Annotated in this window: 16 protein-coding genes; 9 read left to right on the plus strand and 7 right to left on the minus strand. The window is 67.3% G+C overall.

Annotation, left to right across the window (positions count from 1 at the left end; translation table 11 throughout):
* Positions 1–18 precede the first annotated feature (18 nt).
* A complete protein-coding gene (era, locus tag PFX90_RS03460) occupies positions 19–936 on the plus strand; it encodes a GTPase Era (RefSeq protein WP_285710621.1) in 918 nt (305 codons plus the stop codon).
* Positions 937–1004: 68 nt separating this feature from the next.
* Complete coding sequence (locus PFX90_RS03465; RefSeq protein WP_285710624.1) at positions 1005–1346, plus strand: hypothetical protein; 342 nt, start codon at positions 1005–1007, stop codon at positions 1344–1346.
* 50 nt (positions 1347–1396) lie between these two features.
* On the opposite strand, the gene PFX90_RS03470 is transcribed toward PFX90_RS03465, so the two are convergent.
* Positions 1397–1912 (minus strand): hypothetical protein, encoded by a 516-nt coding sequence (locus PFX90_RS03470; RefSeq protein ID WP_285710626.1) that lies wholly within the window; start codon positions 1910–1912, stop codon positions 1397–1399.
* Between the two features lie 227 nt (positions 1913–2139).
* Between PFX90_RS03470 and PFX90_RS03475 the strand changes: the two genes are divergently transcribed.
* Positions 2140–2517, plus strand: a complete 378-nt coding sequence (locus tag PFX90_RS03475; protein WP_285710628.1) for a hypothetical protein — start codon at positions 2140–2142, stop codon at positions 2515–2517.
* Positions 2518–2562: 45 nt separating this feature from the next.
* On the opposite strand, the gene PFX90_RS17105 is transcribed toward PFX90_RS03475, so the two are convergent.
* From PFX90_RS17105 to topA, 3 genes are all read right to left on the minus strand, one after another.
* The gene (locus PFX90_RS17105) at positions 2563–3225 is read right to left on the minus strand and encodes a response regulator (RefSeq protein WP_336426481.1); all 663 of its coding nucleotides are present in this window, start codon (positions 3223–3225) and stop codon (positions 2563–2565) included.
* 1 nt (position 3226) lies between these two features.
* The gene (locus tag PFX90_RS03485; protein ID WP_285710631.1) at positions 3227–3514 is read right to left on the minus strand and encodes a hypothetical protein; all 288 of its coding nucleotides are present in this window, start codon (positions 3512–3514) and stop codon (positions 3227–3229) included.
* Positions 3515–3612: 98 nt separating this feature from the next.
* Positions 3613–6177: a type I DNA topoisomerase gene (gene topA, locus PFX90_RS03490; RefSeq protein ID WP_285710632.1), complete on the minus strand. Its 2565-nt coding sequence runs from the start codon at positions 6175–6177 to the stop codon at positions 3613–3615.
* Positions 6178–6420: 243 nt separating this feature from the next.
* Here topA and PFX90_RS03495 point away from each other — a divergent pair, with 243 nt between their 5' ends.
* Positions 6421–6972 carry a superoxide dismutase family protein gene (locus tag PFX90_RS03495; protein ID WP_285710634.1) on the plus strand — a complete coding sequence of 184 codons (552 nt, stop codon included), beginning with the start codon at positions 6421–6423 and terminating at the stop codon, positions 6970–6972.
* Here the strand turns inward: PFX90_RS03495 and dprA are convergent.
* Both dprA and plsY read right to left on the minus strand, forming a co-directional pair.
* Entirely contained in the window at positions 6969–8102 is a 1134-nt protein-coding gene (gene dprA, locus PFX90_RS03500) for a DNA-processing protein DprA (RefSeq protein WP_285710637.1), read from the minus strand. The genes PFX90_RS03495 and dprA overlap by 4 nt on opposite strands.
* 16 nt (positions 8103–8118) lie before the next feature.
* Positions 8119–8709: a glycerol-3-phosphate 1-O-acyltransferase PlsY gene (gene plsY / locus PFX90_RS03505; protein ID WP_285710639.1), complete on the minus strand. Its 591-nt coding sequence runs from the start codon at positions 8707–8709 to the stop codon at positions 8119–8121.
* A gap of 110 nt (positions 8710–8819) precedes the next feature.
* Between plsY and murI the strand changes: the two genes are divergently transcribed.
* The 5 genes from murI (at position 8820) to PFX90_RS03530 (ending at position 14309) form a co-directional block, all read left to right on the plus strand.
* Positions 8820–9632 (plus strand): glutamate racemase, encoded by an 813-nt coding sequence (murI, locus tag PFX90_RS03510; protein ID WP_285710641.1) that lies wholly within the window; start codon positions 8820–8822, stop codon positions 9630–9632.
* Between the two features lie 174 nt (positions 9633–9806).
* Positions 9807–11027, plus strand: a complete 1221-nt coding sequence (gene hemA, locus PFX90_RS03515) for a 5-aminolevulinate synthase (protein WP_285711236.1) — start codon at positions 9807–9809, stop codon at positions 11025–11027.
* Positions 11028–11103: 76 nt separating this feature from the next.
* Positions 11104–12096, plus strand: coding sequence for a hypothetical protein (locus PFX90_RS03520; RefSeq protein WP_285710643.1), 993 nt, complete (start codon positions 11104–11106; stop codon positions 12094–12096).
* A gap of 62 nt (positions 12097–12158) precedes the next feature.
* The gene (locus tag PFX90_RS03525; protein ID WP_285710646.1) at positions 12159–12857 is read left to right on the plus strand and encodes a nitroreductase; all 699 of its coding nucleotides are present in this window, start codon (positions 12159–12161) and stop codon (positions 12855–12857) included.
* Positions 12858–12980: 123 nt separating this feature from the next.
* Entirely contained in the window at positions 12981–14309 is a 1329-nt protein-coding gene (locus PFX90_RS03530) for a methyl-accepting chemotaxis protein (RefSeq protein WP_285710649.1), read from the plus strand.
* 33 nt (positions 14310–14342) lie between these two features.
* Here the strand turns inward: PFX90_RS03530 and PFX90_RS03535 are convergent, their stop codons facing one another.
* Entirely contained in the window at positions 14343–15584 is a 1242-nt protein-coding gene (locus PFX90_RS03535; RefSeq protein ID WP_285710652.1) for a hypothetical protein, read from the minus strand.
* Positions 15585–15592: the final 8 nt, after the last annotated feature.

The raw sequence follows: 15592 nt of genomic DNA on the forward strand, positions 1-15592 counted from the left end.
AGTGCTAGAAGGTTCCTTATGACAGATACGCCCCCCACCCGCTGCGGCGTTGTCGCCGTGCTCGGCGCGCCCAATGCGGGCAAGTCCACGCTCGTGAATGCCCTCGTCGGCCAGAAGGTCGCGATCACCTCGGCCAAGGCGCAGACCACGCGCGCGCGGATGCTCGGGATCGCGCTGCACGAACTCGACGGCGCGCCCACGCAGATGATTCTCGTCGACACCCCCGGCATCTTCGCCCCCAAGCGCCGCCTCGACCGCGCGATGGTGAGCGCCGCGTGGGAGGGCGCCGAGGCGGCCGATGCGGTGCTGCTGATGGTCGATCCGATCAAGCAGCGCCGCCATGAGCTGGAGCCGCTGCTGGAGACGCTGGCAGCGCGACCCGAGCGCAAGATCCTCGTCCTCAACAAGGTCGACCGCGCCAAGAAGGAGCCGTTGCTGGTGCTGGCGCAGGAACTCACCGGCAAGGTCGACTTCGCCGAGGTGTTCTTCATCTCGGCGCTGACCGGCGAGGGTGTTCCCGAATTGAAGGACAACCTCGCCAAGCTGATGCCCGAGGGCGAATGGATGTACCCCGAGGACCAGGTCTCCGACGCCTCGGAACGCCTGCTCGCCGCCGAGATCACCCGCGAACAGCTTTACCAGCAACTCCACGAGGAACTGCCCTACGACAGCGCGGTGCGGCCCGAAAAATACGAGGTGCGCGCCGATGGCTCGGTCGAGATCCACCAGCAGATCGTCGTCACCCGCGACAACCAGCGCGCGATCGTGCTGGGCAAGGGCGGCTCCAAGATCAAGGCGATCGGCGCCGCGGCGCGGGCGGAACTGGCCGAGGTGCTGGGGGTCAAGGTGCACCTGTTCCTGCACGTGAAGGTGTTGGAAAACTGGGCCGAAGACAAGGAAATCTTTGAGGAAATCGGGCTGGATTGGGTGCGCTAATGGCGTTTGGAGACGATCCGTTGGCGGAGCGGTTTCGCTCCGACTACTTCGAGGAAATAGACGGCCAGATGTTCCTGAAAATGCCCTACATGAAGGGGCCGCCGATGCCGATTTCCTACGAGCTCTATTGCGAATTCGCCGCGAGGCAGGAGACCAGCAGCCAGATCGCCAAGGCCGCCGGGATCGTGTGCATGATGTGCGGCATCCTGTTCGGCGCCTATCGCTGGCTCGCCTCGGGTGACCTCTGGCCGTTCTTCGTGTTTGCCGGGGCCGGGGTGGTCGCGGCGCTGATTGCGAGCATCGTCATAGGCAGTGTCGGGACGTCGCCGATGGGCAATATCAACGGCTCCTGGCTCAAGGCGCAAAAGTCGCCCCGATCGGCCCGCGCCGACACCGACCAGCTGTTCTGACCGATGGCCGCGCCCGGTCCCCGATGGGATGCGGGGCGAGGCTGGTCGCCCTACTTGGCCGGGGCGGTCTTCGCAAAGGGGATCACTTCCAGACTGGCCGGCGCGCGCCCGGTGTCGGCTTCCACCACGCTCAGCGCGCAGCCTTCCGTGGCAACGCCGCTCTGCACCACGCGGTAGCGGGTCGCGGGCGCCGGGGTGAACCGCGAGCGGTTGATGCACCATGCATCCGACGAGCTGGTGATCCCGGGCGCGCCGGTCATACGGTTCATCTTGGCGAAAACGACCACCGGCTTGCCGGCCTCGAGCAAATGCGGTGCGGGTTTCTTGGCGGCCCAGGTGAAGATCTTGACGACACCCGCCTCTTCGAACTCGGGCGTGGCGCCGACGCGGTATTCCTGCGTCGTGGCGACCCCGAAGCCGACCGTATCGGCAAGCCCGAGCTCGAAGGTCGCCTCGGCGAATTGCGGCCCGAACACGGCGCCCTTGGGCACCGGGGCCGAAGCGACACAGCCGGCGCAGGCCAGAGCGAGCAGCGCCGCGGCGGCGCGGTTTCTTGCGGAATTCACGATGCGAGCCCCCTTGCCACATGGCATGACGGGGCAGCGATAAGCGAAGGAAGCGGCCGGGAAAAGAGGGAAGCTTACCTCCGTCCCAGCTTCGCCTGCAAGGCAGCCTCGCCCCCGCGGCGATGCCGTCGTGGATGTCCTTGGCCAAGGCTGCGCCCGGCAGCGTGCCCGGATCATTAACCGACCCGTGCTAAGCCGGTGCGGCACAAACCAAGCCGGAAAATGCCATGACCGTCCAACACAGCCGCATCTGCCTCGCCGTCGCGTTGGCCGCGCTCGGCGCGTGCTCCAGCCAGAGCGCGCCCGCCGTCACAGATGCCGAGCCCGGGACCTATGCCTATGCCCGCGACTGCTTCCGCGCGGTCGGCTTGCAGGCGCTCACCAGCGGCACCGGTGCGCCGACCGCGCAGGCGGTGATGGAGCGCGCCAAGGCCAAGGCCATCGCGGCGGGCGAGAAGGAGGGGATGGACCCGGCTGCCGTCCTCACCGATATCCTGCGCGCGACCGGCGAGGGTGCGCGCATCTTCCAGAGCCTGTCGGGATCGGCGAAAGACGAATACGCGGCCGCGAGCCAGGCCTTCGCCAAGACCTGCCTCGGTTCGTAAATCTGCCTCGAGAGACGGTAGCACGCCCGACGCCGGGCGATCGGCTCACCCCCGCCCCAGCTTCTCCAGCTTGGCGCGTAGCGCGGCCTCGTCGAAGGGTTTGACGATGTAGTCGTCCGCGCCCGCGGCGATGCCGTCGTGGATGTCCTTGGCCTCGCCGTTCGAGGTGCAGAACACCACCACCGGCTCCTTGGGCGTGGGGATGCTGCGCAGCTTGGTGACGAAGGCGATGCCGTCCATTTCGGGCATGTTCCAGTCGGTCAGCACCAGATCGGGCATCGACTTCTTGCAGCGGGCGAGCGCTTCCTCGCCGTTTTCGGCCTCGATCGGGACATAGCCGAGGCTGATCGCGATCTTGCTCGAGACCTTGCGGATCACGCGGCTGTCGTCGACGATGAGGCAGGTCTTGGTGACCGTCGCGGGCGCGGGCGTTCCGGCATAGCGGTCGCGCATCGCCTTGGCGGCGGCGACGATTGCGGCGGTGTCGTCGGGGTCGACGGCGGGCGCGGCGGGGCGCGGCGGCTGGGGCGCAGCCGGCGCGGGGTCTGCGGGGGCCTCGGTGGCAGCGGCGGCCGCAACGCGCGCGGCGCTTTCCTCGGCCGCGGCGGCGAGCAGCGCCTCGTTCTGCGCGAGCTTTTCAGCCAGGGTCTTGCCGTCGCCCGGAGCGTGGCGGTTCGGGCCGGTGTTGCGCTTGATCAGGTTCTGCATCTCAGCGCCCCCCGCCCATGCTGGCATAGCCCTGCGCGGCGTAATCGTCGGAATAGGGATCGGCCTCGATCGAACCGATCATCTCGCCGGGCGTCACGCGGACGTGGAGATAGGGCATCCAGACATCGCCGAATTCGGCCTTCTGGTACCACACGTCGAGCACGTCGTAGCTCGCCCACATGCCGTCCGGCTCGCGCAGGCGCAGGCCTTCGCCGATACGCGGCACCGCGGCAAAGCGGATGCGGCTCTGGGTCTGATGGGTTTCGTTCTGGACTTCGATTTCGATCACGGCGCAGCCCTCGTCTGACGCCGGTTCTATCGGGCAAATGCTTTATTTTTCCTCAACACGACGGGGACCCGAAACGGGGTTTTCAGCCGCTTTCACACTCACTTCGTCGCAGTTTTCGCCTTGGCTTTGGCGGGGGCCTTTTTCTTGGCCGCAGCCTTCTTGGGAGCGGCCTTCTTCTTGCCCTTCCCCTTGGCCGGCCCCTTGGCGGCGCGCGCGTCGATCAACTCGATGGCGGCGGCAAGCGTGACGTCCTCCGGCTTCACGTCGCGCGGGATCGTGGCGTTGGTGGTGCCGTCGGTGACATAGGGGCCATAGCGCCCGGGCATGACCTTGATCTCGCCGCCGCTGGTGGGGTGTTCGCCCAGAGTCGCGATCGCTTCCGCCTTGCCGCGCGCCGCCCCCGCGCCGCCGCGATTGGCGGCCTGCGCGAGAATGTCGACCGCGCGGTTCATGCCGACCTCGAACACCTCGCGGGTGTTGGTCAGCTTGCCATACTTGCCGTCATGCCTGAGATAGGGCCCGTAACGCCCGATATTGGCCTCGATCTCCAGCCCCGTGTCGGGGTGCGCGCCGATGATGCGGGGGAGGTCCAAAAGCTTCACCGCCCAGTCGAGCCCGAAGTCGTCCAAGTCCTTGGGGATGCTCGCGCGCTTTGCTTCCTTGCCCTCGCCCATCTCGACATAGGGGCCGAAGCGCCCGGTCTTGCGCAGGATGTTCTCGCCGGTCTCGGGGTGCTGGCCGAGGATCCCGTCCTCGCCGCCGCCCTCGCCCTCGCCGCCCGGCTGGGCGAAGCGGCGGGTATATTTGCACTCGGGGTAGTTCACGCAGGCGACGAAGGCGCCAAACTTGCCGCCCCTGAGCGACAGCCGCCCGTTCGCGCGGCCCTCGGTGGCGCAGAGCGGACAGGCGCGCGGATCATGTCCATCCTCACGCGGGGGGAAGAGGAAGTCGGACAGGTAATCGTCGAGCGCCTCGGTCACTTCCGAGGGCTTCTTGTCCATCACCTCGTCAGCCTTGGGCTTGAAGTCGCGCCAGAAGCGCGCGAGCAGCGCCTTGTATTCCTCGCGCCCGTCGGAGACGACATCGAGCTCGTCCTCCATCCCGGCGGTGAAGTCATAGGCGACATAGGTGGGGAAGAAGCGTTCGAGGAAGGCGGTCAGCAACCGGCCGCTTTCTTCCGCGAAGAAGCGGTTCTTCTCCATCCGCACATAGGCGCGGTCACGCAGGGTCTGGATGGTCGAGGCATAGGTCGAGGGGCGGCCGATGCCGAGTTCCTCGAGACGCTTCACAAGGCTGGCTTCGGAGAAGCGCGGCGGCGGCTGGGTGAAGTGCTGGGTGGCTTCGACAGCGCGCTTGGCCGGCATGTCGCCCGCCTTCATCTGCGGGAGCAGGCCACCGTCGTCATCCTCGCTGTCGTCAAGCCCTTCCTGATAGACCGCAAGGAAGCCGGGGAAGCGGATCACCTGCCCCGTGGCGCGCAACTCATGCTGGCCCGTGGCATCGCGCAAGGTGACCGTGGTGCGTTCGAGCAGCGCGGTCGCCATCTGGCTCGCCATCGCGCGCTTGAAGATGAGGTCATAAAGCTTGCCCTCATCGCCCGTTCCGGCGCGCTCGCGCGTGAAATCGGTGGGGCGGATCGCCTCGTGGGCTTCCTGCGCGTTCTTCGCCTTGGTCGAATACATCCGCGGCTTTTCAGGGCGGTAATCTTCGCTGAACCGCGCCGCGATGGCATCGCGCGCGGCCATGATCGCGCTCATGTCCATCTGCACGCCGTCGGTCCGCATGTAGGTGATCGCGCCCGCCTCGTAGAGGCTTTGCGCGAGCCGCATGGTGTGCTGCGCCGAGAAGCCGAGCTTGCGCGCGGCCTCCTGCTGCAAGGTCGATGTGGTGAAGGGCGGCGCGGGGATGCGCTTGACCGGCTTGGTCTCGACACCCTCGACCGTGAAGCGGCCGGCCTCGACCGCCGCCTTGGCCTCCATCGCGATGCCTTGGTTGCCGAGGCTAAGGCGCTCCAGCTTCACGCCCTTGAACTTGACGAGGCGCGCATCGAACTCCGTGCCGTCGTGCTGCATCTTGGCGAGCACGCTCCAGTATTCCTCCGCCCGGAAGGCTTCGATCTCGCGCTCACGCTCGACGATGAGGCGCAGCGCCACCGACTGCACGCGGCCTGCCGATTTGGCGCCGGGGAGCTTCCTCCACAGCACCGGCGACAAGGTAAAGCCGAATAGATAGTCGAGCGCGCGGCGCGCCAGATAGGCGTCGATCAACGGCTGATCCAATTCGCGCGGGCGCGTCATCGCCTCGGTCACGGCCTGCTTGGTGATCGCGTTGAAGGTGACGCGGTCGACCTGCTTGGGGAGCGCCTTCTTCTTCGCCAGCAACTCCTGCACATGCCAGCTGATCGCCTCACCCTCGCGGTCAGGGTCGGTCGCCAGCACGAGCCGCGAGGCGCCCTTGGCCGCGTCGGCGATTTCCTTGAAGCGGCTCTGCTTGTCGCGGTAGAGTTCCCACTCCATCGCGAAATCGTCCTCCGGCCTCACGCTGCCGTCCTTGGGCGGCAGATCGCGGACATGGCCATAGGAGGCGAGGACCTTGAAGTCCTTGCCCAGATACTTCTCGATGGTTTTGGCCTTGGCGGGGGATTCGACGATGACGAGCTGCATGGGCTTTCGAGAGGTGTCCTTACGTGTACGTACGCGCGAGGGTGGCGAGGAAGCTTGCGCCAAGTCAAGCGCGCCTTGCGCCGGGGAGGCACGCATGGAATAGCGGTGAGGGTTGGAAAGCCGCGCGGCTGCCGGGCGCGCAATATCGTCTGGCCGAACGGCGCGCCCGCCTCGCCCCGCGGTCCGGAACCTCGATAGACGCAGGCGGTTACGCCCGGACTGCACATGAAGGAGCACCTGCCGATGACCCGCCTTGCCCGCCCCGCCCTCGCCGCCCTTGCGCTCACCGCGCTGGCTTCGCCCGTCTTGGCGGATCATCACGAAGGCAAGGTCGAAGCCGCGACGGTCGCGGCGATGAAGCTCGCCGACGGCACGGACGTGGGCACGATCAGCTTCACCCAGACCGAGCACGGGGTGGTGGTCGCGGTTGCGGTCAAGGGGCTTCCGGCCGGCAAGCACGGGCTCCACATCCACACCGTCGGCGCCTGCGCGCCCGACTTCATGGCAGCGGGCGGCCACTTCAACCCCGCCGGGAACGAGCACGGCTTCCACGCGCCGGGCGGCTATCACGCGGGCGACCTGCCCAACCTCGACGTCGCTGCCGACGGCACCGCGATGGCCGAATTCTTCGTCCCCGATGTCACCATCCACGGCCCCGCGAGCGAGGCCCTCCCCCACGCGCTCCACGACGCGGACGGCGCGGCGATCATGATCCACGCCGCGACCGACGACTACAAGACCATGGCCTCGAGCGGCGGGCGTCAGGCCTGCGGGGTGATCATTCCGAAGAGCTAGGCCCTGCGAACGGTTCCGTCCGCCTCGCGCACCAGCTCGCCCGCCAGCTCCAGTTCGAGCAGCGCCATGTGCACCTCGGCGGGGGTCGCTTCCGTCTGGCGGATCAGCTCGTCGACCGCGACCGGGGCGTTGGTCAGCAGATGGGCGATGTCGTGGCTGAAATCGGCGCGCGCCTCGCCCCAGTCGAGTTTCGCCAGTTCGGCGTAGTCGAAGTCCGAGGGACTGTCCGCGACGCGGAAACGCGAGCGCGGCGCGCCCGTAAAACTTTGCAGCAGTTCCACCACCTCCTCGGGCGTCTGCACCAGCACCGCGCCTTCGCGGATCAGCTGGTTGCACCCCAGGCTGCGCGCGTCGAGCGGGGAGCCTGGGATCGCCATCACCTCGCGCCCCGCCTCGCCCGCGAGCCTGGCGGTGATGAGCGAGCCCGACTGCGGGGCGGCCTCGATCACCAGCGTGCCGCTTGCGAGGCCCGCGATGATGCGGTTCCTCGAAGGGAAATGCCGCCCGCGCGGCTCGGTGCCGGGGGGCTGTTCGGCGATCAGCAGGCTCTCTGTGGCGATGCGCTCCTGCAAGTCGGTGTGCTGCGGGGGGTACGCGATGTCGATCCCGCTCGCGATCACGCCGATCGTCTGCGGGAAGGCGCCCTCGTGCGCCGCCCCGTCGATCCCGCGCGCCAGCCCCGAGACGACGGTGAAGCCCGCCTCGGCCAGCGCCGCGGCGAAATCGCGGGCGAGCTTGACCGCCGCGGCGCTGGCATTGCGCGCGCCGACCAGCGCGACGCAAGGGCCGCTCGCCAGCGCAAGGTTGCCGCGGCAGGTGAGGATCGGCGGGGCGGAATCGAGCTCGCCCAGCAGCGCGGGGTAATCGGGCTGGTCGTGGAACAGGTAGCGTGCGCCCGCCGCGCGGACAGCCACTACCTCGCGCTCGATGCTCTCCGCGCTGGCGGGGCGATAGGCGCGCCCGCCCCGGCTGGCGAGATCGGGCAGCGCATCGAGCGCGGCCCCCGCGCTGCCGAAGCGGGCGAGCAGTTGGCGGTAACTGATGGGGCCGATATTGGGCGAGCGCAGCAGGCGGATGCGCGCGAAGGCCTCTTGCTGTGAGAGCGATGGCTGCGACCCCGTGCTCTCCATCAGATGCGCACCCCTGTCACGGCTTGGCCGAGGATGAGCCGACCTTCGGCTCCTCCCCCCGCATCAGCCGGCCGATATTGGCGCGGTGCTGGACGATCACGATGGCCGCGATAGCGATCAGCGGGGGGATCACCTGCGGGTAGCCGAGGCCCCATGCCACCACCGGCGCGGCGACCACGCTCACCAGCGAGGAGACCGAGGAAATCCGGCTGAGGAACAGCGTCATGCCCCAGATCGCGGCGCAGGCGAGCATCGCGGGCCAGGCCAGCGCGGCCAAGGCTCCGGCCGCGCTCGCAAAACCCTTGCCGCCCTTGAAGGCGAGCCACGGGGTGAAGCAATGTCCGGCGACCGCCGCGACCGCCGCAATGCCTTCCGTGCCGGGCCACACCGCGCGGGCGACCAGCACCGGGATCACCGCCTTCGCCGCATCGAGCAGCACGGTCGCTGCCGCCAGCCCCTTGTTGCCGGTGCGCAGCACATTGGTCGCGCCGATGCTGCCGCTGCCGATCTTCCTCACATCCCCCAGCCCGGCGGCGCGGGTGAGGATCAGGCCGAAGGGGATCGAGCCCAGGGCAAAGCCCAGCAAGGCGGCAAAAAACGGTTCCATGCGAACCCCATAGCGCCGCGCATGCGATTCGCCCAAGCCCATGTCGCGGCGATGCCCCGCAGCCCCGAGAGTTGACCTCGGGCGGCGGCTCGGCCATCGCCGCGGGTGCAATGGCCGATCCTGCTGCCCCGATCCTGCTGTTCGATTCCGGTGTCGGCGGGCTCACCGTCTATGACGCCTTGCGCAAGGGGCTGCCGGACGCCCCCGTCATCTACGCCGCGGACCTTGCGGGCCTGCCCTATGGCACCAAGACCGAGGCGCAGATTGCCGCGCGGGTGGCGGGGCTGCTCGGGCGCATGGCCGAACGCTGGCAGCCGCGCCTCGCCTGCATCGCCTGCAACACCGCGAGCACCATCGCGCTTGGCATGGTGCGCGACGTGCTCGAGATCCCTGTGGTCGGCACCGTCCCCGCGATCAAACCCGCTGCCGCGCTGACGCAGACCGGCACCATCGGCCTTGTCGGCACCGAGGCAACGATCCGGCAGCGCTACGTCGACGACCTCGAGACGCAGTTCGCGGGCGGCAAGCGCCTGCTGCGCCTTGCCGCCCCCGGTCTGGTGCAGGCCGCCGAGGCGAAACTTCGCGGGCGCGGCGTGGATCCGGCGCTGATCGCCGATGTCCGCGACCGGCTGCAAGCCATGGCCGGGAACGAGCGGATCGACACGCTGGTGCTCGCCTGCACCCATTTCCCGCTGCTCTCCGACGAACTGGCCGCAGCCTTCGGCCAGAACGTCCAGCAAGTCGACGGCGCGGCCGGCATCGCGCGGCGCATCGCGCATCTGCTCGAAGGACAGAGCTTCGTGCCCTCCCCCGGCCCCGACCGCCCCCACAACAGGTTCGTCGTCACGGGACCGCTCGCGGGCGCAGCGGGGCTCGAGGGGGCCCTCGCCGCACGCGGCTTCGGGAGCGCGGAAGCGTTCTGATCCGCGGAAGATCGCTTGCGAAACACTCGCAAAGATCGCGGTGGAAAATGCGCCGCCGCGCCCTTAAATAGCGGCGAAACTTTCCGCCTTCTGGCTCGTTGTGGCGGGACAAAAGCAAGGCAGGAACACGCGTCCCCCCGCCACGGTGGCCGCGACATGAGCGAGACGCGTGACGTGAACTACGACCAGATCTTCGATTCCGCGATCGACCGGCTGCACGAGGAAGGCCGCTACCGCGTCTTCATCGACATCATGCGCAACAAGGGCGCTTATCCCAACGCGCGCTGTTTCCACGGCCACAACGGCCCCAAGCCGATCACGGTGTGGTGCTCGAACGACTACCTGTGCATGGGCCAGCACGACAAGGTGATCGGCGCGATGGAAGCCGCGCTCCACGATGTCGGTGCGGGCAGCGGCGGCACTCGCAATATCGGCGGCAACACGCATCTGCATGTCGAGCTGGAACAGGAACTCGCCGACCTCCACGGCAAGGACGCCGCGCTGCTGTTCACGTCGGGCTATGTCTCGAACGACGCGACGCTCTCGACGCTGGCCAAGCTGTTGCCGGGCTGCGTGATCTTCTCGGACGAGTTGAACCACGCCAGCATGATCGCCGGGATCCGCAATTCGGGCTGCGAAAAGAAGGTGTTCCGCCACAATGACGTGGCTCACCTCGAAGAGCTGCTGGCAAGCGTCGATCCCGACACCCCCAAGCTGATCGCCTTCGAGAGCGTCTATTCGATGGACGGCGATGTCGCCCCGATCCACGCGATCTGCGACCTCGCCGAGAAGTACAACGCATTGACCTATATCGACGAGGTCCACGCGGTCGGCATGTATGGCGCGCGCGGCGGCGGCATTTCGGAACGTGACGGCGCGGCGCACCGGATCGACATCATCGAGGGCACGCTCGGCAAGGCTTTTGGAGTCATGGGCGGCTACATTGCTGCCTCCGCCAAGGTGGTGGACTGCATCCGGAGCTACGCGCCGGGCTTCATCTTCACGACCTCCCTGTCGCCGGTTCTGGTCGCGGGCGTGCTGGCGAGCGTGCGGCACCTCAAGGAGAGCAGCGTCGAGCGCAACGCCCAGCAGCGCGCTGCCGCGCTGCTGAAGCTGAAGTTCGCCGAAGCGGGCCTGCCGGTGATGGACTCGGTCACGCATATCGTCCCGCTGATGGTCGGCGATCCGGTGCGCGCCAAGAAGATCAGCGACATCCTGCTCGCCGAATACGGCGTCTATGTACAGCCGATCAACTTCCCCACCGTCCCCCGCGGCACCGAGCGCCTGCGCTTCACGCCGGGCCCGCACCACACCGACGAAATGATGGACGAGCTGACCGCGGCGCTGGTCGAGATCTGGGACCGGCTCGAACTGGGGCTCGCCGAAGCGGCCTGAGGCCGGCAATTCCGGCTTGCGCAAACGATCCTTATGGATATGCGTTCCCGCAGGAATTTTTGGGGGCGCATCCACGATGAATCGGTTTTTGGTGTCCGCGGGCCTCGCGCTCGCGTTGGCGGCATGCGGCGGCGGCGATAGCGGCGGCTCCCCTCCGGCAACCGGTGGCGGCGGTACGCCGACCCCGACGCCCTCCCCTACACCGACGCCGACCTATAGTCTGTTCTCGGCGCTGACCGGCGATCAGCAATTCAGAAGCGCCTGCGCCGGAACGACCGAGCAGGCCGGACAAATCAGCCTGTTCAGCGACGTCGGCTTCATCCGCTCCTCGACATTTCCGCTCGCAATCGACCACGATTTTCTTTCCGCGACCAGCAGCTGGCGGATCGCGAGCCGCTCACCTGACGGGTTCGACTACACCTACACTTTCACTCCCGCCGACATCATCTCGACCACGCAGCCCAATACGGTCGCCTATCGCCAGGTTGCCAGCGACGGCTTCGGCAACAGGTTCGCGATCACCCAGCCGACCCTTGGCACCACGCCTGCGGAATATGTCCGGACAACGCGCGTCTTCACCCGCCCGGCGAGTATTCTCACCAACGCCTTCTGCGTGATCGGGGTGCCGACCCTGCTGACCGATCGTCCGAGCACGCCGATCAGCTACACGCAGTTCTTCTACAACGGCACAGCGTTCATTACCGACCGGACCACCGCGGTGCGCCGCCAGTTCGACATCAGCACCAGCACAGCAGAGCTCACAGCGAACCCGACCACCGGTGCCGTGAGCGTCACGGTCACCATCATCGGCCGCGAGTTCCTGTCCGATGGCTCGCTATCGCCGACCTCCACTGCGCTGGGAACCTACACGGGCCAATCAGTGATCGATGGCACGCAGCAGACCTTCGCGGCGCCCTTCAGCCGGGTGCCGGACGGATCGGTGGGCGGCGGCTTTTCGGGCTGGTTCTTCGGCCCGCAGGGACGCGAGGCCGGGCTCGCTTTCGGCTTCCGGATTATCGACGGAAACAATGACATCGTCCTTGGCGGGGCGCTGACGGCGCGCCGCTGACCCTTTGCATTCACTCTCCCTTGCGCTAGCCGCTTCGGTCAGTTGCAAGGGAGAGACTGAAAATGGGCGGCACGCCTGACCAGACCTATGCCGAGGTGGTGCTCGGGCGGCGGAGCATTCGCGGGTACCTCGACAAGCCCGTGCCGCGCGCGCTGATCGAGGAAGTGCTGACCTTGGCAATGCGCTCTCCCTCGTCGATGAACACCCAGCCCTATCACTTCCACGTCATTACCGGCGAACCGCTCGACCGCATCCGCAAGGGCAACACCGAACGCATCCTCGCCGGCGAGCCCGACAGCCGCGAGTTCCGGAAGGGCCGCCCGTTCGAAGGCGTCCACCGCGACCGGCAGGTCGGCTGCGCGATCCAGCTGTTCGAGGCGATGGGCATCGGCCGCGACGACAAGGCAGCGCGCCAGGACTGGGTGCTGCGCGGCTTCCGCCAGTTCGACGCGCCGGTGTGCGTGATCGTCACCTATGACAAGGAACTCTCCGAGGCCGACGACACCGTGTTCGATTGCGGCGCTGTCACCACAGCGCTGGTCAATGCGGCGTGGAGCAAGGGCCTCGGCTGCGTGATCAACTCGCAAGGGATCATGCAATCGCCGGTGGTGCGCGAACACGCGGGCATCCCCGAGGATCAGGTGATCATGAAGGCGGTCGCGATGGGCTGGCCCGATCCGGACTTCCCCGCCAACCCCGTCGTGATCACCCGCCGCGCGGTGGACGAGGCGGCACGCTTCGTCGGGTTTGACGAGGCCTAGGTGAACCTCACAGGATCATTCCACAAGATATCATACAGTTCCGGGGTGTAGTGTCTGCTTCGCGCTGCAGGGGATCGGTCGTCAGCCGACCGCTCCTTGCCGCCAGCCAAGCAGGGAAACCCGATGTTCGACTGGTTCACGAAGCACGCCCCGATCCGCACCAAGTTCAATGCCCTGACCGCCATCCACACGGCGCTCGTCAGCCTTGCCGTGCTGGCTGCATGGCTCGCAGGGAACGCAGACGGATTTTCGGCGTGGGCGGTGCTTGCGCTCGGCCTAGTCATTCTCACCCCGGTGATCGTGCTGACGTCCAAGAGGCTGATCTGCGACCCCTACGTCACCACGGTGATCCGCATGGAGGCGCTCGCGACGGGGGACACCGCCAGCGACATCCTGTTCCAGGACCACACCCGCGACTGCGTCGGCCGCATGGCCCGCGCAATGAACACCTTCCGCGACAATGCGGTGAAGGTTCGCGAAACGGCGGCCGACCAGAAGATCATCGTCGACGTGCTCAGCGGCGCGCTGGAGAAACTGGCCCGTAACGACCTCGCCTTCTCGCTCGATCGCCACTTGCCCCACGGATACAAGAAGCTGCGCTACGACTTCAACGATGCCGTGGCAGCGCTCCGGAGCGCCCTGGCGGTTGTCGGGGATGCCCGCGAATCGATTGACCGGGGTGCTGCGGAGATCAGCGTGGCGGTCGAAGATCTCGCGACCCGCACGCAGGATCAGGCGAGCCGGGTGGAACGGACGCTGGCGGAAATGAACACGATCACTTCCGAAGTCAGCCGCACCGCATCCGATGCGGCCGCTGTCGACCAGTCAATGGCCGATACCCGGCAGAAGGTCGAAAACTCGGGCGAAGTGATGAAGCGCGCGGTTGCGGCGATGGCCGATATCGAGCGGTCCTCCGAAGAAATATCCTCGATCGTCGATCTGATTGACGGGATCGCCTTTCAGACCAATCTGCTCGCACTCAATGCCGGGGTCGAAGCCGCGCGCGCCGGCGAATCCGGCAAGGGCTTCGCGGTGGTCGCCTCCGAAGTGCGTGCACTGGCACAGCGCTCGGCCGAAGCGGCCAGCGACATCAAGGCAAAGGTCACCGGATCGCAGCGCCAGGTCGAAACCGGTGTCGAACTGGTCGCAGATACCGGCAAAGCGCTCGAAACGATCGTCGCGGGTATTGCCGAGATGACCCATTTGATTGCCGGCATCAGCCAATCGACCCAGCGTCAGGCGCAAGGCCTGTCGAACGTCAACGCCGCCGTTTCCGATATCGACCGCATGACCCAGCAGAACGCGGCGATGGTGGAACAGGCCTCGGCGGCGGCACGCAGCCTTTCGCGCCAGGCAACGGAACTCAACGGACAGCTGGCAAAGTTCGTCCTCGAGCCCGCACCCGGCGTCGCACCGGCTGCATCATCCCCCCCTATCGCAAGAGCCGCCTGAGATTGATCCTCATCCCCTCGCGCCGCAGCAGGCCTATTCGCACAGGCCCGCAGCGCGCTCGGCAAGGCCCTTCAAGCCCTTGCACTTCTTCTTGGCGGGCTTGGCGGGCTCGGTGCCCGCGTCCGTGCCCTGCGCGCCGGACATTGCGCCCATGCTCTCCATCCCCGGGATCAGCATCGTCGAGGAGCGGAACCGCACCCGGGCGATCCATTCGGGGTTCCACGGCTTCTTGGGATCGGCGGGACGCGCGGGAAAGGCGAAATCGGCTTGCGGGCCATAGGCCTGAAGGCTCACCATCATCCCCTCGCCGCTGGCCTTCATCACCTCGGTCGGGATGGTGCAGTCGCGCTGCTCGGGCGGCATCACCGTGCCCGCCGCGATCAACTTGCGCACCCCAGCGGGCGAAATCCAGTCCCACAGCGGCCCGCCGAAAGCCTGGCTCTTGGACGAGGCCCACCACACCATTTCGGTCGGGGTGCCGCCCTTGCCGATGCTCTTGGCGCCCATCGCCCAGGCGTAGTAACCGGTCGCCTTCTCGAGCCCGGTCCACGCCAGCACCGACGCACCGCCCGGAGCCTCGCTGGTGCGCGCGGCGAGCGGGGGCATGAAATCCTCGGCGAGGGAGAAGTTGATCTCCTTGGCGTAGTTCGCCGTGATCCTGTGCGGGCCGATCAGCGAGCCGGTGGCGGGCACGGGTTTGCCGCCATCCTTCCCATTGGGCCACGACGTGTAGGTGCGGCTGTTCGATGCAAGGATGCGCCAGTCATCGGGCAGGTTTGCCGCATCCATGAACAGGCCCGGCGGCATCTGCCCAGCTGCGAGCTTGGCGAAGTCGATCACCACCGGCTGGCCCTTGGGCGCCTTGGCACCGCAGCCCCAGAACAGCAGCAACTTCCCGCTCGGCCGTTCGAACTGCGACACCCCATCGGGTTCGCCCCCGGGCTGGGGAGGAAGCAGCCGCAAGGACGTGCCGAGCCCTGCGCCCTTGGGCATGAAGTGATCGGCCTGCGGCTTGGGCGCGGTGCCGCTCGCTCCGTGGGCGAGTTCGAGCGTGCGCACCGCCTTGGGCGGGCCGCCGCGCATCATGCTCATCATCCCGCCCAGACCTCCGCCGCCGCCACCCGCCATCGCGGCCATGCCGCTCATCGTGGCTGCATCCATCGTGTAGCGCACGGGCGGGCTTGCCGCAGACTGGGACAGAGCGGTCGCCGACATCAGCGCTGCCGCGCCGCCAAGGCCGCCGATGACAATGGTAGCCGAAAAAGCAGTGCGCATCGCGATTC

The sequence above is a fragment of the Erythrobacter oryzae genome (genome assembly GCF_030271515.1).
Lineage (GTDB): Bacteria > Pseudomonadota > Alphaproteobacteria > Sphingomonadales > Sphingomonadaceae > Erythrobacter > Erythrobacter oryzae.

Excerpts from the sequence above, each read along its gene's own strand:
- plsY (WP_285710639.1), bottom strand. The coding sequence starts at position 8,709 with ATGGAACCGTTTTTTGCCGCCTTGCTGGGCTTTGCCCTGGGCTCGATC.
- dprA (WP_285710637.1), bottom strand. The coding sequence starts at position 8,102 with ATGGAGAGCACGGGGTCGCAGCCATCGCTCTCACAGCAAGAGGCCTTC.
- PFX90_RS03535 (WP_285710652.1), bottom strand. The coding sequence starts at position 15,584 with ATGCGCACTGCTTTTTCGGCTACCATTGTCATCGGCGGCCTTGGCGGC.
- PFX90_RS17105 (WP_336426481.1), bottom strand. The coding sequence starts at position 3,225 with ATGCAGAACCTGATCAAGCGCAACACCGGCCCGAACCGCCACGCTCCG.
- PFX90_RS03520 (WP_285710643.1), top strand. The coding sequence starts at position 11,104 with ATGAATCGGTTTTTGGTGTCCGCGGGCCTCGCGCTCGCGTTGGCGGCA.
- PFX90_RS03495 (WP_285710634.1), top strand. The coding sequence starts at position 6,421 with ATGACCCGCCTTGCCCGCCCCGCCCTCGCCGCCCTTGCGCTCACCGCG.
- PFX90_RS03475 (WP_285710628.1), top strand. The coding sequence starts at position 2,140 with ATGACCGTCCAACACAGCCGCATCTGCCTCGCCGTCGCGTTGGCCGCG.
- murI (WP_285710641.1), top strand. The coding sequence starts at position 8,820 with ATGGCCGATCCTGCTGCCCCGATCCTGCTGTTCGATTCCGGTGTCGGC.
- PFX90_RS03530 (WP_285710649.1), top strand. The coding sequence starts at position 12,981 with ATGTTCGACTGGTTCACGAAGCACGCCCCGATCCGCACCAAGTTCAAT.
- PFX90_RS03525 (WP_285710646.1), top strand. The coding sequence starts at position 12,159 with ATGGGCGGCACGCCTGACCAGACCTATGCCGAGGTGGTGCTCGGGCGG.
- era (WP_285710621.1), top strand. The coding sequence starts at position 19 with ATGACAGATACGCCCCCCACCCGCTGCGGCGTTGTCGCCGTGCTCGGC.
- PFX90_RS03465 (WP_285710624.1), top strand. The coding sequence starts at position 1,005 with ATGTTCCTGAAAATGCCCTACATGAAGGGGCCGCCGATGCCGATTTCC.
- topA (WP_285710632.1), bottom strand. The coding sequence starts at position 6,177 with ATGCAGCTCGTCATCGTCGAATCCCCCGCCAAGGCCAAAACCATCGAG.